Source organism: Thermoanaerobaculum aquaticum (genome assembly GCF_000687145.1).
GTDB classification, from domain to species: domain Bacteria; phylum Acidobacteriota; class Thermoanaerobaculia; order Thermoanaerobaculales; family Thermoanaerobaculaceae; genus Thermoanaerobaculum; species Thermoanaerobaculum aquaticum.
This window is the reverse complement of the sequence record NZ_JMFG01000002.1, coordinates 175,946-199,072: the sequence shown is the minus strand read 5'-3', so window position 1 is coordinate 199,072 and position 23,127 is coordinate 175,946. Positions and strand designations below refer to the sequence as shown.

The 23,127-nt window shown below is 64.6% G+C and carries 14 protein-coding genes; 7 read left to right on the top strand and 7 right to left on the bottom strand.

Features of this window, described 5'->3' with window-relative positions; genetic code table 11:
* From EG19_RS01105 to clpB, 4 genes are all read right to left on the bottom strand, one after another.
* Nucleotides 1–2,592 carry a GltB/FmdC/FwdC-like GXGXG domain-containing protein gene (locus EG19_RS01105; protein WP_200867093.1) on the bottom strand — a complete coding sequence of 864 codons (2,592 nt, stop codon included), beginning with the start codon at nucleotides 2,590–2,592 and terminating at the stop codon, nucleotides 1–3.
* Nucleotides 2,582–5,461: a glutamate synthase-related protein gene (locus EG19_RS13305; protein ID WP_152543834.1), complete on the bottom strand. Its 2,880-nt coding sequence runs from the start codon at nucleotides 5,459–5,461 to the stop codon at nucleotides 2,582–2,584. Before EG19_RS13305 ends, EG19_RS01105 begins: the two co-directional genes overlap by 11 nt.
* A 295-nt stretch (nucleotides 5,462–5,756) precedes the next feature.
* Nucleotides 5,757–6,125 carry a cupin domain-containing protein gene (locus EG19_RS01095; protein ID WP_053334721.1) on the bottom strand — a complete coding sequence of 123 codons (369 nt, stop codon included), beginning with the start codon at nucleotides 6,123–6,125 and terminating at the stop codon, nucleotides 5,757–5,759.
* Nucleotides 6,126–6,487: 362 nt separating this feature from the next.
* Complete coding sequence (gene clpB / locus EG19_RS01090) at nucleotides 6,488–9,094, bottom strand: ATP-dependent chaperone ClpB (protein WP_038046402.1); 2,607 nt, start codon at nucleotides 9,092–9,094, stop codon at nucleotides 6,488–6,490.
* Between the two features lie 250 nt (nucleotides 9,095–9,344).
* Between clpB and EG19_RS01085 the strand changes: the two genes are divergently transcribed.
* Together EG19_RS01085 and EG19_RS01080 are read left to right on the top strand one after the other, a co-directional pair.
* Nucleotides 9,345–11,402, top strand: a complete 2,058-nt coding sequence (locus EG19_RS01085) for an OPT family oligopeptide transporter (RefSeq protein WP_038046401.1) — start codon at nucleotides 9,345–9,347, stop codon at nucleotides 11,400–11,402.
* A gap of 7 nt (nucleotides 11,403–11,409) precedes the next feature.
* The gene (locus tag EG19_RS01080) at nucleotides 11,410–12,564 is read left to right on the top strand and encodes a glycosyltransferase family 4 protein (RefSeq protein ID WP_081799806.1); all 1,155 of its coding nucleotides are present in this window, start codon (nucleotides 11,410–11,412) and stop codon (nucleotides 12,562–12,564) included.
* A 53-nt stretch (nucleotides 12,565–12,617) separates the two neighbouring features.
* On the opposite strand, the gene EG19_RS01075 is transcribed toward EG19_RS01080, so the two are convergent.
* From EG19_RS01075 to EG19_RS01065, 3 genes are read right to left on the bottom strand one after another with little or no spacing between them, the layout of a single operon-like run.
* Nucleotides 12,618–13,010, bottom strand: a complete 393-nt coding sequence (locus tag EG19_RS01075; RefSeq protein WP_038046398.1) for a secondary thiamine-phosphate synthase enzyme YjbQ — start codon at nucleotides 13,008–13,010, stop codon at nucleotides 12,618–12,620.
* An 8-nt stretch (nucleotides 13,011–13,018) separates the two neighbouring features.
* Entirely contained in the window at nucleotides 13,019–15,004 is a 1,986-nt protein-coding gene (locus tag EG19_RS12140) for a lytic transglycosylase domain-containing protein (RefSeq protein WP_053334720.1), read from the bottom strand.
* Entirely contained in the window at nucleotides 14,976–16,142 is a 1,167-nt protein-coding gene (locus EG19_RS01065) for a GAF domain-containing protein (protein WP_038046396.1), read from the bottom strand. Before EG19_RS01065 ends, EG19_RS12140 begins: the two co-directional genes overlap by 29 nt.
* A 120-nt stretch (nucleotides 16,143–16,262) precedes the next feature.
* Here EG19_RS01065 and bamE point away from each other — a divergent pair, with 120 nt between their 5' ends.
* The 5 genes from bamE to rpoD all read left to right on the top strand — a co-directional run bounded on the left by bamE (nucleotide 16,263) and on the right by rpoD (nucleotide 23,101).
* Complete coding sequence (gene bamE, locus EG19_RS01060) at nucleotides 16,263–17,021, top strand: outer membrane protein assembly factor BamE domain-containing protein (RefSeq protein ID WP_038046395.1); 759 nt, start codon at nucleotides 16,263–16,265, stop codon at nucleotides 17,019–17,021.
* A 95-nt stretch (nucleotides 17,022–17,116) separates the two neighbouring features.
* A complete protein-coding gene (gene rpsU / locus EG19_RS01055) occupies nucleotides 17,117–17,329 on the top strand; it encodes a 30S ribosomal protein S21 (RefSeq protein WP_038046530.1) in 213 nt (70 codons plus the stop codon).
* A gap of 5 nt (nucleotides 17,330–17,334) precedes the next feature.
* Nucleotides 17,335–19,665 carry an endonuclease MutS2 gene (locus EG19_RS01050; protein ID WP_038046393.1) on the top strand — a complete coding sequence of 777 codons (2,331 nt, stop codon included), beginning with the start codon at nucleotides 17,335–17,337 and terminating at the stop codon, nucleotides 19,663–19,665.
* A gap of 3 nt (nucleotides 19,666–19,668) precedes the next feature.
* On the top strand, nucleotides 19,669–21,384 hold the full coding sequence (dnaG, locus tag EG19_RS01045) for a DNA primase (protein WP_053334719.1): 1,716 nt from the start codon (nucleotides 19,669–19,671) through the stop codon (nucleotides 21,382–21,384).
* 10 nt (nucleotides 21,385–21,394) lie between these two features.
* Complete coding sequence (gene rpoD / locus EG19_RS01040; protein WP_200867092.1) at nucleotides 21,395–23,101, top strand: RNA polymerase sigma factor RpoD; 1,707 nt, start codon at nucleotides 21,395–21,397, stop codon at nucleotides 23,099–23,101.
* Nucleotides 23,102–23,127 lie beyond the last annotated feature (26 nt).

The following is a 23,127-nucleotide window of genomic DNA, read 5'->3' as shown; positions in this document are numbered from 1 at the left end:
TCAGGACGCGGGGCGTACCCAAGCTTCTTCGGGTAGGAGCGCTTTATGGCCGGCGGGGACGATCTTGCGGTAAACCTGTTCCGGGGGCCTTTTGCGTCCGTCCACAGTGAGGAGATCGGCCACGGCAATACCAAAGAGGCGCTGGTTTTCCTCCAGGTAAGGGAGGATGAGCTGCCAATCTTCGGCCGTAAGGGGGGCAAAGGCCCCGCCGTTGAGCTGCTGGTCTTCCAAAACGCCGTGGGGATCCCGCACAAAAATGGCGCCACCGGAGGCCAGGGAGAAGAGGTTGCCCCCGGGGTAAGGGGTGTCCATCTCCCGGAGCCGCCCTTCCTGATCGTAAAAAACCCCGTTGAGGATGACGAAGCCACCGCCCTGATGGGGATCCCCGGCCATGAACGACTCGGCAAGGTAATCAAGACAGGTGCCGTTGATCACCACCCGGGGCTTGCCCACGGCGTTGATCATGGGGCGGCCGGCGGCGTTGCCCAGGATGAAGGCCTCTCCGCCCTTGGCTGCATAGCCAAAGGTTTGCCCCACGTCACCGTAAACCACCAGCTTCCCGCTCTTCATGATTTGCGCCAGCTGGTCCTGGGCGGAAGCGTGCACCACGATGCAGGCACCGTCAATGCCGGAGGCCAGGTAATCGCCGGGGGAACCGTAAACGTCCACCCTGGGGGTAAGACCGTGGGCCCCCAACCCGCAGCCAATAAACCGGTGGCCGGCGCAGCCGGTGACGATCACCCGTTGCCAGCCCCGCTGGCAGTGGGCCACCAGGGCCCGGGCTAAGGAGCGGGGGCCTTCGGGGGGAAAGCCGCGGGCCTCCAGGACCAGCACCTGCTGGGGGTGAGACGGTTCCACTGCGGGTTTTTCCCAACCTGCCCAGAAAAAGCCCGGGGAGGGATGGCGGGCAATGCCGGCAACGAGCGTGGCCAGCGCTTGCTGGGTGAGGGCTACCACCCCGGAGCGCTTCATGGTTCCGGTGGGCACCCGCCGGTCCAAAAGCGCGGTGAGCACCGCTAAGGCCCGGTGGCGGTCCTCATCGCTTTGTGCCTGCACCAGGCGAGCCAAAAGGCCCTCAAGCTGGGCGTAGGAAAAACCGGCAAGCTTTTGCAGGAGCTCTGACACCAGCTCTCCGGTGGGCAGGTCCAGGGGGAGGCGCGTGGAGGCCGGGGGCTGGGGGGCAAGGGAGCCCTTGAGCCAGCCCCCAACCACCCTGGGGGGCTTTTGGTTGGGGTGGGGGGCAATAACCCGGCCAAACTTGTCGGTGCACCGCAACCGGCCACTGCCGTTGCGTTCCACCGTGAAGATAAAGGCACCTCCGTCGGTGTGGGAGCCACCCCGGGCGTTCCAGTACTGGTCCGCCACCGGCCAAAAGCGGTCATCTTCCGCGGCCAGGCTTTCCAGAGCGGCATCAATGCCCTGCTTTTCCGAAGCCGCAAAGCCCACGGCTTGCTCCCCCACCTGCAAGGCAAAGACCTGGGGGCGCAACATGGAGGTGTCGGTAATGCCCAACAGGCGGCAGGCCCGGGTTTGGGGGTCGCTGCCAGCAATGAGGAAAAACCACGGACCATCGGGGGAGCCGTGCATGTGCACGGTTTGCAGGGCCCGGTAGGTTTGCCTCTTTTCCGGGGGGAGCATGGTGAAATCCCGTTCGGTGGTGGGGGCTAAGGCCTCAATGACGTACTCCAAAGGGTAGCCGTAAACCCGGTAAAGCAGGTCAAAAACCAGAACCGCCACTTCCGTGTCGGTGAGGAACAAGGGGTAAATGGAGCGCTGGGCCAGGTAAGAAACGATGGAGGCGTAGTTGGCAAAGTCGCCGTTGTGCACCAGGGCTTCGTGCATGCCAATAAAGGGGTGGGCACCCCCGGGGTGCCATACCCGCCCTTTGGTGGGGTAGCGGTGGTGGCCAATCCAGACGTGGGCGGGGAACTCCTCCAAGCCGTAAACCCGCACCACGTCATCGCCGTAGCCCACCATCTTGAGCACCAGAAGGTCCTTGCCGTGGGACAGCACAAAGGCCCGCTTTTCACCGGTGGAAGCGTAAAAGCTGGTGTTGATGCGGTAGGTGGTCTGGTAAACGATCTCGTCATCCACGGCGCTGGCATCGGCGCCGGTAAGACTGTGCTCGGCCACAAACGCCGCCCGCACCTCCGGGAGCACGCGCACAAAGGCACCGCGCACCAGGGGAGGGGGGATTTCCAAGCCCAGGCGGTGGGCACCCTGCGGCGTAAAGGAAAAGGTGGCATCCACCGCAAAGGTCTTGCCAATGAAATCCCGGTAAAGCTCATCCCACGAGCTTTCGTCTAAAAGCGCCACCGCCAAAAGGTAGTCGTTGGCCAGGGTTTCCCGGGAAACCCCAAAAGAACCAGGATCCAGGCCTACGGCAGCAATGCCTCCCCCCTTGCCGTTGCCGCGGTTGCGCATTTGCGCTAACGCTTGCAGAAGGTGCTTGCCGGCCACCGGCACGCTGGCGGCCAGGCCAATGACCCCGCAACCTCCCTCCGCCTCGGCCTTGGCCCGGGGCAGCCTGGCCGGTGGCACCAGCCGCCGACGGGAGCTCAAGAGCAACGCAGCTAAGGCCTCACGCCTCACGACGATGCCCTCCTTTATAGACCAACAGGTCGGTTCGCCCCCGCAGTTCCCGCACGCTTTTCAAACCCAGCCGCCGGAGGATCTGCACCAGCTGCTTCCGGTAGGACTCGTACAGGTTGGAAAGGCGCTGGGCCCCCCACTCAGGGTCCACCAGCAGGGAAAGCTCGGGATCGGTGGTGGTGAGGCCAAAGGGGCAACCCCGCCCCCGCTCGCAGTTGGAACAGCGGGTGCAGCCCAGGGCAATGAGCTCGGCGGTACCCAAAATGCAGCCGTCGGCCCCCAGGGCAATGGCCTTGGCGATGTCGTAGGCGGTGCGGATGCCCCCGGAGGCCATGATCACCAGCTGGTCGCGGATGCCCTCCGCCAAGAGGAAGCGGTGCACCTTGGGGATGGCCAGCTCAATGGGGAGGGCAATGTTCTTTTTGGCAATTTCGGGGGCGGCACCGGTGCCACCGTAAGAGCCGTCCAGGTGCACGATATGGGCCCCGGCGTAGTAGCTCCCCACCGCCACCATGTCCACGTCGGTGGGGGTGGAAACCTTTACCGAAATCAAAGCTTCGGGGTTGATGGCCTTGATCCAATCCACGTGCTTCTTGTGGTCCTCCACCGAGTACACCGAGTGGAAGGGGAACGGCGAAAAGAGCGAAACCCAGGGCACGCTTTCCCGCATTTTTGCCACCGCCACCGTGGCCTTGTCACCCAAAAGGTGGCCCCCCAACCCGGGTTTGGCGCCCTGAGCGTACTTGAACTCCACAATGGGAGCCCGGGCAATGGTTTCCTCCCGCACCCCAAACATGCCGGTGGCCACCTGGGTATTCACGTGGCGGGCGTAGGGGATGAGGGCATCGGGGTAGCCCCCTTCGCCAGTGGAAGTAAAGGTGTTCCAAGCCTTGGCCACCATGGCTCGGGCCAGCATCACTTGCTCGGAAACCGAGCCGAAGGACATCCCCGCCCCGTACCAGGGGATGGGAATCACAATTTGGGGGTCGTAAGGCCTGCGGTTTAGGGGGATGGAGGTGTCAATGGGAACATCCTCGGGGAGCCACTGGTCCGGGGGCAGAAAGGCAAAATCCAAAAGGTCAAAACCGCCACCCGAGCGCCCCACCCGGTACTCCAGGTGCTCCTCCGGCGGGCACCCGTGTTGGGCCTGGTACCACCCCGAGAGGATGAGGTCCGCAGTCCAGCGGGCATCCCCCAGCGCTGGCGGGCGGAACGGCAGCTGCGGCCAAAGGGCAAAGCCCCGGTGGAGGGCGTGCCGATGTTTGGCCACGATGCGCTCCTCCAGGGTACCACCGGTGAGCGAGGGATGGCCGGCCCTCCGCACCCACACCACCGGGGCCCACTGCACCGGTTGGGGCAGCTGCTTGCGGGCTTCCCCGTCTCTGGCGGGGGCGGGGGGTTCCACCACCGGGATACCGGCAAACGCTTCCCGTTCCGCTTCCGCTTGGAACATGCAGCGGCCCACCTCCCCCCGCAAGCGGCGCACCTCCCGCAAGCCCATGGCCCCCAACACCTCCAGCAGCTGATCCCGCCAGGCGGCGGCCAGGTTGGTCAAGCGCTGCACCCCCCAGGGAACGGGAAAGCGGGGAAAGCGCACCTGGGCTTGGGAGCGCTCCCGGCACTGGCCGTAAAACCGCGCCTGCAGGGCCACCCACAGGGCGGTGTCCAGGCCCACCGCATCCAAACCGCAAATAATGGCCTTGGGCACGTGTTCCGCTTGCACAATGCCGCCGGAGCCCAAAAGCGTGACCTCCTCCCGCACCCCTTTTCTCACCAAAGCATCGTGGACGGCCCGCAGGCGCTCCCCCAGGAAGCTCTCCCCGGCTTGTCCGTGGTAGTTGGCCTCCAGGTGGAAAACCCGCACCCCCTGGGTGAACAAAGGCCAAAGGTCCTGGGCGGCGGGAAGGCGCACTGGCACCACAGCCTGGGGGAAGAGCTTCTGGACATGGGCAAATAGGCCGGCATCCCAGCTTGAAAGCTCCACCAGCCGCGGGGTAAAGGTGAGCCTTTGCAAGCTGGTCTCCTGGCCGGGGGAAACCACCGGCACCACCTGGGGCCCGGCCAGACCGTAGCGAAGCACCTGGGAAAGTGGGACAAACGCCAGGGAGTCAACGCGCGCCGCTGCTTCCACCAGCGTTTGCAACACCCGCCGCGGGGCATTGGCGGGCGGAAGGTCGTAAAAGAACGGCACCTCCATGCTGAAGGTTTTGGGCTTCGGCCCGGTGATTTGGCCGCCGGCGTCCAGGTTTAAGAAGGCCGGTTTTTCGCCTATATCCACCAGGGTGGAAATGTACTCGCGACCGTGGATCCCATCCCGGGTGGGGCGCACGATTTCCGACATGTCGGTCCACATTCCGTCCCACCCTTGACCCCCAAAGGGTCCACGGTAACCGGCTCCCCGCACCGGAACCCGGCCGGTGCGGGCTTCGAGCATGATGGTGTCCACCCAATCGGGGTTGAGGTAGGCGTCACCGAGGTTTTGCCGCTGGGGGTTGGGAACGATTTGCACCACGTGGGGGTATTGGGTGGTGCAGCGCAGGCAACCCACGCACTTCTCGTGGATCGGGGCCAGCCCCCCCACCGGCCTGCCAAACACCCCGTAAACGCAAGGTCGGGAAAGGGCCACCTGGACCCGGCCCGGACCCCGCAGGTGCAGCAGCTCCTCGGCCACCATGAAAAGCAACCGCAGCTTTTTCACCCGCACCCGAAAGCGGGAAGGGTGGGGGTACCTCTCCGGGGCCTCCTGAGTGTCAATGTGGAAGCGGTGGAAGACCACCCGTTGGGCTGGGGCGCTACCTCCGCCGGCTTGCGGTTTTGCCTCCTGACCGCCCTGCCATCCCTGCTCAAAGTGCACGGGTCCGCGTTTCATTTTGCAAAGTATCGCCAATTTTTGGGGGTGGCGTCAACCCTGTTCTTGCAGAATGACCACCCGAGAACGTTCAAATTGCAAAAATGCTTGAGCGCCATTCGTTCCCAGCCCGGAAGAGCGGCGCCGGAGCTCGCAAAAGCGGTCCCATACGTTTGCGGTGGTTAAGAAAGAGACAGGCCGGAAAAAACGTTGGCGAACGCTCACCCTTAAGCCAACGGCGCCTGATCAGAGGTGGGTGGCCTTCAGAAAGCTCGTCACGGGCTACTGGCCTGCACGGGGTTTTGCTGCCCGCCGCTCATTCCTTTCGCCTGACCGCGTCGGCGAGCTCAATGAGCACGTTGGGCTCGTCGCCCACAACCCAAGCGTCATGGCCGGGGTACATGATTGCCACATCCCCCGGACCGAACTCCATCTCGGTGCCGTCACCCATTCGAATCCGTTGCCGCCCCGCAAGAAAAATCTTCACGTGGAACCTCTGGCAGCTTTCCCCGCCAACCACAGGCTTTACGTGCTTCGACCACTGCCAGCCAGGCTCCAGGGTCTCCCGGTAAAAGGTAAGCCCACCCAGGTTCACCACATCAATCCGGCCCTTCTCGAACGGGCGGCGGGTTTCGTCGGGTGAGTCGAAGTTCTTTCCGGAAATGGCCTTAGGGTTTTCAGGCATCTCGTCCCTCCTTTCCGTCCTTCTAAACCAGTCAGGCTTGCGTCTGAGTCTAGATATGGGTCCGGAAGAGGGGGTTGTCAACGTCAGGGTGCAGCTGCAAAGGGCCATAGGGATTACCTTCCGCCAGCCGCAGGGCCCGGAAACCCGCGCGTCACGGGTTCCCGGGCGGCACAGCGAAAACCCCGCTTGGCGCCAGCAAAAGCTCCCCTGTCCCGTGGCGTATCGAGCTTGCAGTGGGCTTGTCCTGCTCGCAGGTCCGTGGGCGCACGGGCAGCGCCCCGGAGAGTGCCGCGCGATTTAAAGCATGCGGTCGGGAGGAAGCCCAGAGGGAAAGCGCCTGGGGTTGCAACCTTAACGAGAGGTTAGACGACACCCACCGGCACCGCCTCGCTTCGGAGCACCAGCTGCCCGTCTTCCACCGTGAGCGCCACGGTGTCGCCGTCTTGCACTTCGCCGGCCAGGATCATGCGGGCCAGGGGGTCCTGCACCAGCCGCTGGATGGTGCGCTTCAAGGGCCGCGCGCCAAACTCCGGGTCGTAGCCTTCGCGGGCTAAGAACTCCAGGGCAGCATCGTCGGCTTCAATGTGAATGCGGCGATCGGCCAGCAGTTGGTTCAGGCGCGAGAGCTGAATGCGCACGATTTGCCGCAGGTGCTCCATGGAGAGCTTGTGGAACACCAGAACCTCGTCAATGCGGTTTAAAAACTCCGGGCGGAAGGTGCGCTTGAGCTCGGCTTCCACCGCCGCCATCATGCGCTCGCGGTCGGCTTCGCTGAAGCTGCCGATGATGTGCGAGGCAATGTTGGAGGTCATGATGATCACGGTGTTGCGGAAGTCCACGGTGCGGCCCTTGCCGTCGGTGAGCCGGCCATCATCGAGGATCTGCAGGAGCACGTTGAAGACATCGGGGTGCGCCTTTTCCACCTCGTCCAATAGCACCACGCTGTAAGGCCTCCGCCGCACCGCTTCGGTGAGCTGGCCCCCTTCTTCGTGGCCCACGTAGCCGGGAGGGGCCCCAATCATGCGGGCCACCGAGTGCTTTTCCATGTACTCGGACATGTCCAGGCGCACCATGGCCCGCTCGTCGTCGAACAGGAACTCGGCTAAAGCCCGGGCCAGCTCGGTTTTGCCAACTCCGGTGGGACCCAGGAACAGGAAGGAACCCACCGGCCGGTTGGGATCCTTGAGCCCCGCCCGCGCCCGCCGCACCGCTTCGGAAACGGCGCGGATGGCCTCGTCTTGGCCCACCACCCGCTGGCGCAGCCGGGTTTCCATGGCCAGGAGCTTGCTTTTTTCGCTTTCCAGGAGCTTGGCCACGGGAATGCCGGTCCAGCGGGCCACCACTTGGGCCACCGCTTCTTCGGTGACCTCCTCGGCCAGGAAGGTGCCGTGGGTTTGCTGGTGGGCCTTGAGCTCGTCGCTGGCCTGGGCCAGCTCCTTTTGGGTGGCCGGGATTTCCCCGTAACGGAGCTGCGCGGCACGCTCCAAATCGCCTTCCCGCTCGGCCCTTTCCGCTGCTTCCCGGAGGGTCTCCAGGCGCTCCTTGAGCTCGCGAATGCGGGCAATGAGCTGCTTTTCCCGCTGCCAGGAAGCCTTCATGCCGGCGATTTCCTCGGAAAGCTCGGCAATGGCCTTTTCCACTTGGGCACGTCGCTCCTGGGCTTGGGGATCGCTTTCCTTGGCCAGCGCTCGCTTTTCGATTTCCAGCTTAACCAGCGCCCGCTCCTTTTGGTCAATTTCCGTGGGCAAGGAGTCAATTTCAATGCGCAAGCGGGAGGCCGCCTCGTCAATGAGGTCAATGGCCTTGTCCGGCAGGTAGCGGTCGGTGATGTACCGGTGGGAAAGCTGCGCCGCGGCCACCAGCGCCCCATCGGTGATGCGCACCCCGTGGTGCACCTCGTAGCGTTCCTTCAAGCCGCGGAGGATGGCAATGGTTTCCTCCACCGTGGGCTCGGACACCATCACCGGCTGGAAACGCCGCTCCAGGGCCGCGTCTTTTTCGATGTACTTGCGGTATTCAGAGAGGGTGGTGGCGCCAATGCACCGCAGCTCACCCCGCGCTAACGCCGGCTTCAGCAGGTTAGCCGCATCCATGGCCCCTTCCGCGGCGCCCGCCCCCACCAGCGTGTGGATTTCGTCAATGAAGAGGATGACCTCCCCCTGGGAGTCCACCACTTCCTTGATGACCGCCTTCAAGCGGTCCTCAAACTCCCCCCGGTACTTGGTGCCGGCAATTAAAGCCCCCATGTCCAAGGCCACGATGCGCCGGTTCTTCAGCACCTCGGGCACATCGCCGGTGGCGATGCGCTGGGCCAAGCCTTCGGCAATGGCGGTTTTGCCTACCCCCGGCTCACCCAAAAGCACCGGGTTGTTCTTGGTGCGGCGGGTGAGCACCTGCATCACCCGGCGGATTTCCTCGTCCCGGCCAATGACCGGGTCCAGCTTGCCGGCCCGGGCGAGCTCCGTGAGGTCCCGGGAGTACTGCTTGAGGGCCTCGTACTTGGCCTCGGGGTTGTCATCGGTGACCCGGTGGGAGCCCCGCACCTCCTGCAGGGCAGCCAGCAGCGTGTCCTTGGTGATGCCGTAGCGGGAAAGGATTTCCTGGGCGGAGGAACCCCGCACCAAGGTCAGCGCCATGAAAAGGTGCTCCACCGAGACGAACTGGTCCTGGAACTGGGGGGCAAGCTTGGCGGCGGTTTCCATCACCTGCCGGAAGTCCCGGGAAAGCTGGGGCTCTGCCCCACCCTCCACCTGCGGGAGACGATCGAGATCCCGCTTGGCTTCCGCCAACAGGGCCGGAAGCGGTGCCCCCACCTTCGCCACCAACCGCGGGGCCAGACCCTCGGGTTGCTCCAGCAGGCTCACCAAAAGGTGGCTGGGGAGCACCTCGGGGTTACCCCGGGAGCGGGCCAGGTTGAAGGTTTCTTGCAAGGCCTCCTGGGCCTTGATGGTGTAGTTCGTGGTTGCCATAGCTCCTCTCCTCGAAGCCGTGAACGGCTTCAGCTACAATTTAGGACCTGCGCGTGGAATTGTCAAGGTTCTACGTCTCCGATATCATAGGATATGAGCGTAATAGACGCAGGAGTTTTCTCGCCCCCCACCGACGCCTCGTTCGAACCCCTCGCTTGACGGTTGCCTTTTCGCTTCCTGTAGAATGCGCCGACGACACAACCGCCACGGACACCTGCGGGGAAGCTGTGGCGAGAAAGGGAGGCGTGACATGAGTGAGAAGCGCTTCACCCCGTTCGTGCCCGCCCACGTGACCATGAGTGAGTTCACGGGGCGGGCATTGTTTTTGGGCCTGGTCATGAGCGTGGTGCTGGGGGCGGCCAACGCGTACCTGGGGCTCAAGGCCGGCATGACCATTGCCGCCACGTACCCGGCGGCGGTGATTTCCATGGCCGTGCTGCGCCTCATGCGGGGGTCCCTGCTTGAGGAAAACTTCGCCCGGACCGTGGGCTCCATTGGTGAATCGGTGGCAGCCGGGGCGATCTTTACCCTGCCAGCCTTCGTGATCCTTGGCATCTGGCAGTTCAACACGGTCAAGGATTACGTGCTGGCCAGCGCCCTCATGATCGTCGGCGGCATTTTGGGGATCATGTTCGTCACCATGCTGCGGCGGGTCATGGTGGAAGACCCGGAGCTTCCCTTCCCCGAGTCGGTGGCGGCCGCGGAAATCCACAAGGCAGGCCAGCGGGGAGCCGAAGCCGCGGTGCAGCTCTTCAAGGCCATGGGGGTGGGCGCCCTCATCAAATTTTTGGGCGATTTCGGGATTTTCCGTGCGTCCAACGAGTTTTTCCTTAAAGTGGGGGAAGCGGGCAAGAGCCTGGTGCGGTTGGGTTTCCAAAAGGACGCCTACGCGGTGCAGGGCCTGGGTGGGGTTTCGACCATCTCGGCCCCGGCGGTGAGCCCCGCGTACATGGGCGTGGGCTACATCATTGGCCCTACCCTGGCCGCCCTGAACTTTGCCGGCGGCCTTTTGGCCTGGGGTCTTTTCGTGCCGCTCCTGGTGTTCTTTCTCGGTCCCTCGATGATGGACGGCTTTGCGGCATCGCTGGGTGTGGAGCCGGGCAGCCAGCACGCTTGGGCACTGCTTGCGGACCGCCTGTGGAAGTTCATCGTGCGCCCCATTGCTGTAGGGGGCATGCTGGTAGGGGCTGGCTACACCCTTTACCGCATGCGCGCCAACCTCAAGGCCGGCCTCGCCCGCTCGGTTTCCGACCTCAAGAAGTCCGCAGCGGCCACCGATTCCACCGAAAGGACCGATAAGGACCTGAGCTTCAAGGTGGTGCTTTTCGGCGTGGCGGTGGTTTTCGTGCTTATGGTGATCCTCTACAACTATTTTGCGGGCAAAATCGGTGGAGCCATTGCTGCTGCGGCCGTAATGCTGGTGACCGGCTTTTTCTTTGCCGCGGTTTCCGGCAATTTGGTGGGGATGATCGGCTCCTCCAACAACCCCATCTCGGGTTTGACCTTGGCCACGCTCATTGTAGCCGCCCTCACCATGGTTATTGTGGGGGTTTCCGGCATGCAAGGGGTGGCCGCGGTTTTGGGCGTGGCCAGCGTGGTGTGCGTAGCGGCAGCGGTGGCCGGTGAGATGCTCCAGGACCTCAAAGTGGGGCACATCCTGGGCGGTACCCCCTGGAAAATGCAGGTGGGTGACCTCATCGGCGTGGTGGTGGCTGGTTTGTTGCTGTTCTTCCCGCTTTACGTTTTGCACTTCTCCAACATCAAACAAGGTGGTACCGGCTTCGGCGACAAGGCACTGGCTGCTCCGCAAGCGGGGCTGATGGCTACCCTCTCCCAGGGCATCGTGGGCGGGGAAATGGCCTGGCCTTTGGTGATCGTGGGCATCGTCATGGGCTTTGCCCTCATCCTTGTCAAGGTGAAGAGCCCCATGCTTTTTGCGGTGGGCATGTACCTCCCGCTGGAAACCACCTTTGCCATTTTTGTGGGCGGAGTCATCCGCGCCATTGTGGACAAGATGGTTGCCAAGCGGGGTTACAACGACGCGCAAAAGGCGCGGGTGGAAAACGCCGGGGTGCTGGCCGCCTCTGGCTTAATTGCCGGCGAGGCGCTCATGGGCTTGGTGGTGGCCGCCGTGGTGTTCTTCCGGGACAAGGCTTTTTACAGCCTTGCTGAGTGGATCCCCGGTTGGCATGCCCCCGGCATCCTTGCTTTGCTCTTTGCCTTGGCCATTGCCGCTTACCTCATTGTCGTACCCCTGGGCAAAGCCGGCGCTGCTGATGAGCCGGCGCCGCCCACGGCGGTAATGTAGGCGTTCCATGCGGGGGCGGCGGGCGCCGCCCCCGCTTTTCCCTATGAGCTTGCGCATTGCTCAGGTTTTGGAGAAAACCTCCCTGGCCACCGGCTCGGTGCGGCAAATGCTGGAGGCGGCCCGGGAGCTTTCCCGCCGGGGCCACCAGGTGGTGGTGGTCACCCGTCCCGATCCCCGCCTGGCCGCCGAGCTCACCAACACCGCCGTGCACTACCACCCTCTGCCGCTGCGCCACGAGCTGGACTGGCTTTCCGCCCGGGCCTTTGCCCACCTGGCCCAGGAAATGCACCTGCAGGTGGTGCACGTGCACAAGGGCATTGCCCATGCGGTGGCTTTGGCCGCCACCTTCATGGGGGCGCGCTACGCGCTGTTCGTGAACCGTGGGGTGTCTTTCCCGGTGGGCTTTTTTTCCCGTTGGAAGTACCGCTCCCCAAGGGTGACCAAGGTGGTGGCGGTGTGCGACGCCATCCGTCAGGTAGTCCTAAGCTCCACCGGCCTTCCCGCCCACAAGGTGGTCACGGTTTACGCCGGTGTGGACACCGACCGGTTTGACCCCCAGCGGGTAGACCCGTTCCGTTTTCGCCAGGAGCTGGGGCTAAGCCCCGAAGTGCCGTTGGTGGGCCACGTGGGCATTCGCGACTGGAAGGGGTGGCGGGAGCTTCTGGCGGCGTTCGTGGAGGTGCGCCGTAAAGTGCCCACTGCCGAGCTGGTGCTGGTGGGCTGCTCTTCGGAAACCCAGAAAGAGGCCGTGCTGCAGTACGCCCGAAGCCTGGGCTTGACCCGCGGGGTGCATGCCACCCTGGCTCGCACCGACATGCCCGAGGTGCTGGCGGCTTGCCAGGTGGTTGTGGACCCCTCCTGGGCCGGCACCGGCATCACCGGCACCATCCGTGAGGCCATGGCGTTGGAAAAAGCCGTAGTGGCCACCGCCGTGGGCGGCAACGGCGAGCTGGTGAAAGACGGGGAGTGCGGCCTCCTCATCCCGCCGCGGGACGTGGCCTCCCTGGCCGCCGCCATTGTGCGCCTGCTTGCCGATAGGGAGCTGGCGTTGCGTCTTGGCCAGGCTGCCAGAAGCCGTGTGGTGGCGGGCTTTTCCACCACCGTCCGCGGCCAGCGCTTGGAAAGCCTTTACACCGAGGCCGTGACTCAGCTCGGTCTGTAAGACGGCCACAATTTCTTGCCCTGGGAAAAAGTCGGTGACCTGCAGGCGGAACCTTAAAGCCGCAACGAGGTCACCCACACCTCCCGCCGGCGGGGGCCGTCCAGCTCCAGGAAAAAGATGGCCTGCCAGGTGCCCAGCTTGAGCTCGCCTTCGCTGATGGGCACCGTCACCGAAGACCCCACCAGGCTTGCCAGCACGTGGGCGTCGGCGTTGCCCTCCACATGCTTAAACGGAATCTTGGGCAGCATGGCGGCCAGCGAGCTTAAAATGTCCTCCCCCACCGCCGGGTCAGCCCCTTCGTTGATGAGCACAGCGGCGGTGGTGTGGGGCACAAAAATGTGGCAAACCCCTTCTTCCACGGATGAGGCGGCCACCGCTTGGGCCACAAAGGCGGTGATGTCCAAAAGCTCCCGTCGCCTTCTGGTTTGCAGGTGGATCTTGTCCATAAGCCACCTCAAGGCCCTTCCGCGGCAGCTTCGGGCCAGTACAGGGCGCGATAGCCCTGGGCCAAAAGCATCACCCGGTGCACGTAGTCCCAGGTTTCGGGAAGCTCCAAGCTTTCCACAAAAAAGGGCCCGCCCTGGCGTCCCGCCCGCTCCCAGGCCGGCCAAACCCGGCTTTCTCCGGCGTTGTAGGCCGCCAGCGCCGCCTCCCAGGAGCCAAAGCGCTGCCGAAGCTTAGCTAAAAACGCAGCGCCGGCGTTCAGGTTGGTTTGCGGATCCTCCAGAGCTCTTGCCGGAAGCCCGGCGGTTTCCGGCAAAAGCTGCGCCAACCCCACCGCGCCTTTCGCCGAGCGAGCCCGGGGGTTAAACGCCGATTCCTGCCGTACGAGGCCCGCCAGTATCCACGGCGGCACGCCGTGGGCTTGCGCGGCGGCCTCCAGCTCGGGACGGAACGGCAGCGGCAGGTACTGGACCAAAAGCTCCCGGGAAAGCCCCGACCACGGCCCGGTAAAAAGCCGGGGCTCCGCCCGCACCAAAAGGGGGATGGCGTCCTGCGGCGGGAATTCCCCCAACCGCACCAGCCCCAGCCAAGCCGGGCCGGTCACCCGGGCTTCTTCCAGCTCGGCCCGCCAACCCAAAACCACATCGGCCACCCGCCCGGCCCGCAGCCACCAGGTGGCCCAGGGTGGGGGTTGGAGCGCGGACGGGGGATCTTGCGCCGCCTTCCAGCTCACGGTGGCGCGGGAAAGCCGAGCTGCCCACTGGGCGGGAAGGTCAGGGTGGCCGGAAGCTGCCAGCTGGCGCAGGGGTTCCGGGTTTTTCCGCCGGAGCTCCAGCCACCCGCTCCAGAACGCCGAAAGCCGCGAAAGCCGCGGGCCCACCGCCTCCGGGGGCAGCGGAAGCACGGTTCCCCGCTGGGCAAAGGCCATAAGTGCCCGCCGGGCCACCCACTCCCAACGGGCGGGCTTGAAGGCCGCACTGGCCTTCAGCAACCCGGGCACCTCCCCCCACCGCCCTTGCTCCAAAAGCGCCTCGGCCAGCAGCAGCTGGGCCTCGGCCCGCTCCCCGCCGGTGGCGCGCTTTTCCGCCTCCCGGGCCGCGCCCGCCACCCGGGAAAACCACGCTAACCGCTCCTGCCCCTCCGCCCGCCAGGCCTGCTGCCGCAAGGCCTGCGCCAAAAGCAGGTAGCGCTCGGCCGAACTGGCCGGCAGTCTCTCCGCCCACCGCTGGGCTTCCCCGGAGCGCCGCAGGACCAGCGCCGCCTTGGCCGCCACCGCCGCAGCCCCCACCCGGGAAGCTGCCTTTAACGCGGAAGGGGCATCCCCGGCCGCCAAAAACCCCTCGGCCACCCTCGCCCACTGGCTGGCAGCAAACCCTTTTGCCAGCTTTTCCCAATCCGCCTGGGGGAAAGCCTGCGGGAAGTCCCGGGGGGCTTCCAGGAGCAGCTCCTTTTGCTGACGGTCGCTTTCTTCAGGCCAAAGCTGGGCGTAAAGGGCCCGGGCCCGGGAGCGGTTGGCCGGGGAAAACGCTTCGGGCGGCGGCAATAGGCGCCTGGCTTCTCCGATTTGCCCCCGCCGCCCCAGGGCCTCTCCGGCAGCCAGCAGCACCCGCTCCCGGCCTTCGATGGGAAGCCAGGAGGCGTTTTGCAGCTGCGCCACCAGCGCCGCCGAGGGAGCACGCCTGGCGGCTTCCTCCAGCCGCCGGGCGGCCACTGCCCCAGGCCCACCGGTGGGCTGGGCCAGCGAAAAGGCCCGCAGCGCCGAGGCAGGTGAGCCCGCATCGCAGGCGTACAGGCCCCACAGCAGCGCCGCCTCCCGCCGTTCCTCCGGCGGCCCCGAAACCGCCACCTTCAGGCACGCCTTAGCCTTTTCTGCCGCTCCTCCTGGCGTCGTGAGGGCGGCGGTGAGGGTCGGAACCGGGGGCTTTTTGGCGCAGGCGAAGAGGCCAAGCAGGGCCCAGAGCCCGAGCCTACAGGCCCAGCGCGTCCGGATCGCCATCAGCTAAGGTGCGCACCAGCTCCTCGTAAAAGTAGTCGGAAACCGCCCGCACCTCCGGCGGGATTCGCTGCTCGTACATTTCCCGGGAGCGGTCAATGTCCTCCTTCAAGCGGGCGTAAATGTCGCGGTTGGCCTTTCCCTCCTGCACCGCCTGCTCGTTGTAAAGCCGGATTTCGGAAACCAAAAGCCGGGCAAAGCGACGGGCCTCCTCGTGCTTGCGTTCCTCTTCCGGCGAGCGGGGAGGGGTCACCGGCGCCACCTCCAGCCGCTGGGTGGCCGAAAGGTCCGTCTCCGTCGCCACCGATGGAGCCGGCTCGGGTGTGGGCACCGGGGGTGGAGGTGCTTCCGGCTGGGGTTCGGGGGCTTCCTCTGCCCACTCCGGGGCCGAAGTCGGTTCTTCAAAGCCAAAGCTTGGCTCCGCCGCCGGTACCTGAGTGGGCCGCAGGTCCTCCACCGGCGCCAACGCCGGGGTAGGCGCCGTGGGCCGTACGGCGAGGGTCTCCAGCTGCAAGCCCACCAGGTAGGTGTACAGCTGCACCCACTCCACGGCCAGGCCCCGCTCCCCCTCTTCCGCCAGCAGGGCCCCTACCACCTTGCCCCGCAGCGACATGGGCAGGAGCAGCACGGAAGCGCCGGGGTTGCGCAAGAACTCCCGCAAGAGGGGATCATCCTCGGCCCGCACCAGAACCGGCTGGCCCGCCGCCGCCTTGGCAAAGGCCGGGGACGTTTCTACAGCTCCCTGCCAGCGGCGAACGGCCTCCGGATCAAAGCCGGCCCCGCTCCAGCCCATGACCTTGCCATCGCGGAACACCAGGATGGCCCGACCACCGGCGTAAGGCTCCAGGGCCCGCAAGAGGCCCTGCAGCACCTCCGATTGGGCCCGCCCCGCGTCCAGCTCCCGCACCGCCGAAAGCTCGAGGGTGGCTTGGGGCTCGGGCTCCCGTACAAAATCCTGCACCGAGGAAAGCGGAAACAGGACCTCGGGATCGCTGGGCAACACCAAATCCACATCGGCCACAATTCGGCTGGCCGCCTCTTGCACTTCCCGGGCCACCGTGTCCAACTTGGCCCGCAAAAGCTCCAGCGCCGCTTCGCGCACCTGCTGTAGGTGAGCTAAAAGTGCCTCTTTATCGGTCATGGGAACCTCCTGGCCATGTGCCTCTCGCATTATTGGCTGCAGGGGCGTAAGTGTCAAGAAAGCGCTTGCGTTGGGTGGCGTAGTTTGCTACTTTTTTCACGAGAGGAAGGAGGAGATCCCATGCGGGTCCCAACCGTTCTGGTGGCTTTAACCGTCATAGCTTTGGGGGCATGCGGGGGCAAGAAGGAAGAGCAAACCGCCAAGGTTAACCTCGGGGAGCAACTTGCCAAGGTTAAGGCGCTGCATGCGCAACACCTGGAAAAGGCGCAAAAGCTCAGGGAGCTCCGCAACGAGCTGGCGAGCCTCAAGGCCAAGCCCAAACTGGACGCCGTGGAAAGCCAGCGGAAACAGGCCCTGGAGGAGGAAATCAAGCAAGCCTCCAAGGAGCTGGATAAGGTTTTCACCGACGACCAAAACGAGCTGGCCAGCTTCCTCAACACTGCTCTCAACGACGCTCCCCAGGCTCCAGAGACCCTGGAAGGGCTCAAGATTTACGCCGAAGACACCATCCTCAACGCCAAGGACTTCATGAACGAAGCGGGCGACTACCGCAAGGCGGTGGAGCTTTTGGAAACCGCGCAGAGCTACTTCGAAGGGGTTTCCGCGCCGGTTCCTGCCGAGCTGAAGAGCCTCTTGGAAGAAGCCCGCAAGTTCCGCTTCATCACCAAGGAGCGCTTTGACCAAGTGCAAAAGGGCATGACTGCCGAACAGGTCAAAGCCATCACCGGCACGCCTTTGGCCCTCAACATCCGCGAGCAGGAGGTTAAGGGCAAGAAGGTGACGATCTGGTTGTTCCGCAGCGAAAGCGGGGACATCGCTTCGTTCTTCTTCGACGACAAGGGCAAGCTCTACAGCAAGGACTGGAAAGCCGGCAAGTAACCCTCTCGTTGACGGCGGTCGGCAGATCCGGTAGACTTAACGTTCGCGCGGCTGCTCCGGCAGCACTCAGGCGCGGAGAGGGGGTGACGGTTTTTATGCCTACGGTCGTTCACGTGCGCGAGAACGAGTCGTTTGAGCAGGCTCTGCGCCGTTTCAAGCGCAAGTGTGAAAAAGCCGGCATCCTCTCGGAAATCAAAAAGCGCCAACACTACGAAAAACCCTCGGAGCGGCGTAAGCGCAAGCTCATCCAGGCGCGCAAGAAGCTTTTGCGCAAGCTTGCCCAACAGAGGAAAGCCGGCCTCCTGTAAGCCCTATGCACCAAGCTCTGGCAGCGCTGGAGTGGCAGCAGGTGCTGCAGCTGGTGGCATCCTTCGCCCGCACCGGCGCCGGCCGTGATCTTGTACTCAACACAGCCCCCGCCTTTGGGCCGGGGGCTTTTCGTGCCTACGGCCTGGCCCGGGACATGGCTCAGCTTCTGGCACGCTCTGGGACGCTGCCGCTTTCCTCCCTTGAGGGGCTTTCGCTCTTGCAAGCCCCGGAAGGGGGCTGGAGCCCTCAGGAGCTTTTAGAGCTGGTGGCGCTGGTGCGCACGGTGGAAGAGGTGCGGCAAGCGGTTCTCGCCAGCTCCCCCGGGCCTTTTTTGGGCGAGCTGGTGGCTGAGCTTCCCAACCTTTCGGGGTTTTTGGCCTGGTGCCAGGCGCGTTTGGATGAGGAAGGGCACATCCTGGATGCCGCCTCCCCAGCCTTGGCCCAAGCCCGCCGCAACCGCGAGCGCCTTCGGCAAACCCTGCAGCAGGAGCTGGACAGCCTCGCCCGGCAGATGCCGTTTGCTTCAGGTCCTTTCACGCTCCGGCGGGACCGCTACTGCTTCCCCATCCCCGCAACGGAAAGGGGAAAGGTTCAGGGCTTGGTTCTGGACGCCTCAGGGAGCGGCGCCACCCTATTTGTGGAGCCCTTTTCCCTGGTGGAGCTCAACAACGCTTTGGCCCAGGCGCAAGCGCAAATTCGTGAGGAAGAGGAGCGGATTTTGGGGGAACTGCGGGCGGCCTTCCTTTCCCGCCGTCAGCAGCTTCTGGCGGCCGGCCAGGTGCTGGCCACCCTGGACGCCTTTCAAGCCCGGGTGCTGTTCGGCCAGCATGCCCAAGCTCGCCTCCTGCCCCCAGGGGAAGGGGAGGTTTTCCGGGTGGTGGAAGCCCGCCACCCGCTCTTGGACCACGAGCTTGCCCCCCTGCGCGAAAAGGTGCTGGGGGAAGCCGGCAACCGCCAGCCGGTGGTGCCCACCACCCTGGAGTTTCCGCCGGAGGTGCGGGTGGTGCTCATTTCCGGCCCCAACGCCGGGGGCAAAACCGTGGCTTTGAAGACCATCGGCCTTCTGGTGCTGATGGTGGCGGCGGGCATCCCGGTGCTGGCGGAAGAGGGCACAAAGCTTCCCGAGGTTTCCGGGGTCTTTTGCCACATCGGCGACGAGCAAAACGTGCTGGCCGAGCTCTCCACCTTCCAGGCAGCCATGACCGCCACCGCCTCGCTGCTCGCCCGCACCGACCCTTCCCCGCTGGTGCTCTACGACGAGCTGGGCTCCGGCACCGACCCGGAAGAGGGGCAAGCGCTGGGGGCGGCGCTCCTGGAGGAGCTGGCCTCCCGCCGGTGGTGGACGCTGGCCACCTCCCACCTTCTGGGCTTGGCGGTGCACGTGGACAACCTCCCCGGCGCAGCCAACGCCGCCATGGGCTTCGACGAGCAAAGCCGGCGCCCCACCTACCGCCTCACCTTGGGAAACCCCGGGCGCTCCCGGGGGTTGGCCCTGGCCCGGGCGTGTGGGCTGCCGGAAACCTTGCTGCAGCGGGCCGAAGCGCTGCTTTCCGGGGCTTACGTTTCCCTGGACCGCTACCTGGCGAAGCTGCAAGCGGAAATCGAAAACCTCCAGGAAGCCCAACGCCGCCTGGCTGTGCAGGAGCTTGAGCTACAACAAGCCCAGAAGGAGCTGCAAGCGCAAGCACAAGCTCTGGCCGAGGAAAGACAGCGGCTCCGTCAGTCCCTGCAAGGGGAGCTCAGCAAGCTGCGACAGCACGCCCAGGAGCAATGGCAGAAGGTCATGGCGGAGCTGGAAGCGGCAAAACGGGAAGGCCAGCTCCCCGGCCGCCGCAAGCTCGCCGCCCTGCGCTCCCAAGCTCTGGCCCTTTCGCTTCCCGAACCTACCGAAAGCCCCCAGGAAGAAGCTTGGGAGCCGGGAACGGCGGTGGAGGTCCAGGGATTTCCGGGGGAAGGGAGGGTGTTGCGGGTTTTGGGGCCGAGGCTGGAGGTGGCCATTGCCGGCAAAAGGGTTTGGGTGGAAAGCTCGTCTTGCCGACCGGTTTCCCCCTCAAAGGCCCAAACCCAGCTCACCGTCGAGGCCGCTCCCGGCGGTCAGGAGCTTTCGCTTTTGGGTTTGGATCGGGAGGAGGCCCGGGCGCGGTTGGAAAAGTTCCTGGATGCCGCTTTTTTGGCGGGAGCGCGGCAGGTGCGCATCGTCCACGGCCACGGCAGCGGCACCTTGCGGCGGATGGTGTGGGAGGTGCTGAAAGGGCACCCCGCCGTGGTTTCCTACGCCCATCCCCCCCAGTACCGGGGGGGAACCGGGGTGACGGAAGTGGAGCTGGGGTCCTAGGCCATGGCGCTTTACGACCTCTCTCGCGAGGTTTTGGAGCAGGTACGGCAAGCTGCCGACATCGTGGCGGTGGTGGGCGAGCAGGTGAGCCTGCGCAAGGCCGGAAAGGACTTCGTGGGGCTTTGTCCGTTCCACGGCGAGCGCACGCCTTCCTTTTACGTTTCCCCGGAAAAGGGCACCTTTTACTGCTTTGGCTGTCGCAAGGGCGGCAGCGTCTTTGACTTCGTGATGGAAACCCAGCACCTGTCGTTTCCCGAAGCGGTGGAGCTTTTGGCCAAGCGGTTTGGGGTGCCGCTGCCGGCAGCCACCGCCGAGCGGAGACGGCGGGACGATCTGGCCCAGCAAATCAACCGAGCTTTAGAAGCCGCGCAGGCGTTTTTCCTCTCCCGGGTTTCCCACGATCGGCCGCGGGCTTTTTTGGAAAGCCGGGGCATCCCGTTGGTGCAAGCCCAGGAGCTGGGCTTGGGCTTTGCCCCTCCCGGCTGGCGGGAGCTTTTGGAGCACCTCCAGCGCCAGGGCTTTTCCGAGCAGGTGCTGAAGGCCGCCGGGTTGGTGGTGCAAGGGGAGCAGGGCCGCCTGTGGGACCGCTTCCGCGACCGGGTCACGATTCCCATCCGCAACTTCCGGGGTGAGCTTTTGGCTTTTGGTGGCAGGGCTCTGGGGGAGGCCCAGCCCAAGTACCTCAACTCCCCAGAAACCCCGGTGTTTTCCAAGTCCACCGTGCTCTTTGGGGGACCCAAAGCCGCCCAGGCCATGGCCCAAGCAGGCGAGGTCATCCTGGTGGAAGGTTACTTCGACTGCCTTTCCCTCCAGCTCGCCGGCTTTCCCCACACCGTAGCCACCCTGGGCACCGCCCTTTCCGACCACCACGTGCGGGATTTGAGCCGGCGGGTACAGCGGGTGTTTCTTTGCTACGACGGGGATGCCGCCGGCCGCCGCGCTACCCAAGCGGCCTTGGGGGTGCTGCTGGCCGCCGACCTGGAGGTGCGGGTGGTGGTGCTGCCCGAGGCCAGTGACCCCGACCTCTTCATCCGCCAACAAGGCCCAAAGGCCTTTTCTCAGCTTTTGGCTCAAGCTTTAGGTCCCGCTGAGTTCCTCTTGCAGCAGGCCGGTGACTCCCTGGCCGCCCGTCGAAAGCTTCTGCCCAAGGCCTTGGAGATCATCGAGAGCTGCCCCAACCCGGTGCGGCGCTACGTCCTCATGGAGGAGCTGGCCCGCGGGGCGGGGGTTCCGGTGGACCAGGTGGCACCCTTCACCGTCCCCAAAACCACCCAGGCCGGAGAGGAGCCCCGCATCCCCCCGGGGGAGCTGGCGCTCCTGCGGGGGCTTTTGCTGGACACCCCACTGGAGCGACGCCCCCAGCTTTTGAACCGTATCCCCGTGGAGGAGCTGCAGCATCCGCTATGCCGGCAGGTGATGGAGTTTTTGCAAAGTTTGGAGGTTTCCGGGACACCCCTTGAAATTTCTGCCCTCAGCACCCACATTAATGAACGTGAGGCGCGGCGTCTGGTAGCCGCGCTTGAGTATGAGGCTCCTCCCACCAGTGAGGAGGGGCTCGAGAGAATTCTGAGGGAACTTTGGGAACGACAGAGGAAAAGACAGCTCGCCGCCTTAAGCCAGGAAATCCGGCGGGCCCAGGCAGAACAAAACAGGGAAGCGCTGGCTCGAGCTTTGGCCGAGATGCAGGCCCTTATGCGCCAAGCCGGCGACCCTCATTGAGGAGGGAAAGGTGGATTTTGACCGCGACGTCACCACTTTGAGCTTGGAGGAGAAGTACCCTGAGCTGCCCCGCCTTCTCCAGCTGGGGAAGGAGCGGGGGTACGTTTTGGTGGACGAGATCCTGGAGATCTTGCCCGAGGAAGTGGCAGCAAGCCCTGAAGAGCTGGACGAAATTTACCTGCGTTTTTCCGAAAACGACATTGAGGTCATCGAAAGCCAGGAGAAAGCTGCCACCTTTGAAGAGGAAGCCGAGCGCGCCAGCAACCCAGAAGCGGCCGCCGCGCCCCTGCTGGAGGAGGAGCTGGAGCGTACCAACGACCCGGTGCGCATGTACCTCCGGGAAATGGGCACGGTGAAGCTTTTGGATAAGGAAGGCGAGGTGGCCATTGCCAAGCGCATCGAGGCCGGTGAAGCCAAGGTGTTCTGCGCCCTGGCTTCCTCCCCCAAGATCCTGGAGCTCTTCCTCCGGGCCAACGAGGCCGCCCGTCGCGATCGCCGCCTGAACCGGGACCTTTTGGCCGGGCTTTCGGTGAAGCTCGACGAACGCTCCTTGGGCCGGGTTTCCGAAACCATGGAGATCTTTGCCAAGATCCACGAGCTGGACACGGCCTCCAAGGAGGTTAAGGAGCAGCTGCGGAAGGCCAAGAAGGGCAGCAAGAAGGCGCAGGAGCTGGAGGCCAAGCTGGACCAGCTGGCCGGGGACATTTCGGTGCTGGTACGCTCCACCGACTTCACAACCCAAACCCGCAACCGGCTTTTGGCGTTTTTGGGCGAGGTGGAGCGGCAGTTCTCCATCCCCATTCAAACCATCCGCAAGGACGAAGCCAAGCTCAAGACCGAACGCAACGCCGAGCGCCGTGCCTTTTACGAGGAACGCATCGAACGCTACCGCCAGGAGCTGGCCCGGCTGGAAGCGGAGTACGGCGTGCCTTACGAGGAGTTCAAGCGGGTGGTGGCACAGGTGAGGGAGGGCGAGCGGGAAACCGATGAAGCTAAGCAGGAGCTCATCGTTGCCAACCTCCGCTTGGTGGTTTCCATTGCCAAGAAGTACACCAACCGCGGGTTGCAGTTCTTGGACCTCATCCAGGAGGGGAACATCGGCCTCATGAAGGCCGTGGACAAGTTCGAGTACCGCCGGGGTTACAAGTTCTCCACCTACGCCACCTGGTGGATCCGCCAGGCCATTACCCGCGCCATTGCCGACCAGGCCCGCACCATCCGCATCCCCGTGCACATGATTGAAACCATCAACAAGCTCACCCGCTGCCAGCGGCAGCTGGTGCAGGAGCTGGGGCGCGAACCCACCTCCGAGGAAATTGCCGAGCGCATGGAAATCCCCGTCTCCAAGGTGCGCAAGATCATGAAGATTGCCCAGGAGCCCATTTCCCTGGAAACCCCCATTGGCGAGGAGGAGGATTCCCACCTGGGCGATTTTGTGGAGGACAGCTCGGTGGTTTCCCCCATCGACGCGGTGATTGCCGCTTCCCTGCGCAAGCAAGCGGAAGCCGTGCTGCGCACCCTTACCCCCCGAGAAGCGGAGGTGCTGCGCCGGCGTTTTGGCATTGGCGATGGGACCGAGCACACCCTGGAAGAAGTGGGCAAAGCGTTCAACGTCACCCGCGAGCGCATCCGGCAAATCGAGTCCAAGGCGCTGCGCAAGCTGCGGCACCCGTCGCGAGCCAAGCACCTCAAGCCGTACCTGGACGTCATCGGCTAGCGTCAGCGCCCCGTACCTTGTGGGGT

Bases quoted from the DNA above. Each gene is read 5' to 3' on its own strand.
- EG19_RS01075 (WP_038046398.1), bottom strand. From the start codon at position 13,010: ATGGACAAGATCCACCTGCAAACCAGAAGGCGACGGGAGCTTTTGGAC.
- EG19_RS12140 (WP_053334720.1), bottom strand. From the start codon at position 15,004: ATGGCGATCCGGACGCGCTGGGCCTGTAGGCTCGGGCTCTGGGCCCTG.
- EG19_RS01065 (WP_038046396.1), bottom strand. From the start codon at position 16,142: ATGACCGATAAAGAGGCACTTTTAGCTCACCTACAGCAGGTGCGCGAA.
- dnaG (WP_053334719.1), top strand. From the start codon at position 19,669: ATGGCGCTTTACGACCTCTCTCGCGAGGTTTTGGAGCAGGTACGGCAA.
- bamE (WP_038046395.1), top strand. From the start codon at position 16,263: ATGCGGGTCCCAACCGTTCTGGTGGCTTTAACCGTCATAGCTTTGGGG.
- EG19_RS01050 (WP_038046393.1), top strand. From the start codon at position 17,335: ATGCACCAAGCTCTGGCAGCGCTGGAGTGGCAGCAGGTGCTGCAGCTG.
- EG19_RS01080 (WP_081799806.1), top strand. From the start codon at position 11,410: ATGCGGGGGCGGCGGGCGCCGCCCCCGCTTTTCCCTATGAGCTTGCGC.
- rpsU (WP_038046530.1), top strand. From the start codon at position 17,117: ATGCCTACGGTCGTTCACGTGCGCGAGAACGAGTCGTTTGAGCAGGCT.
- clpB (WP_038046402.1), bottom strand. From the start codon at position 9,094: ATGGCAACCACGAACTACACCATCAAGGCCCAGGAGGCCTTGCAAGAA.
- EG19_RS01085 (WP_038046401.1), top strand. From the start codon at position 9,345: ATGAGTGAGAAGCGCTTCACCCCGTTCGTGCCCGCCCACGTGACCATG.
- EG19_RS13305 (WP_152543834.1), bottom strand. From the start codon at position 5,461: ATGAAACGCGGACCCGTGCACTTTGAGCAGGGATGGCAGGGCGGTCAG.
- EG19_RS01095 (WP_053334721.1), bottom strand. From the start codon at position 6,125: ATGCCTGAAAACCCTAAGGCCATTTCCGGAAAGAACTTCGACTCACCC.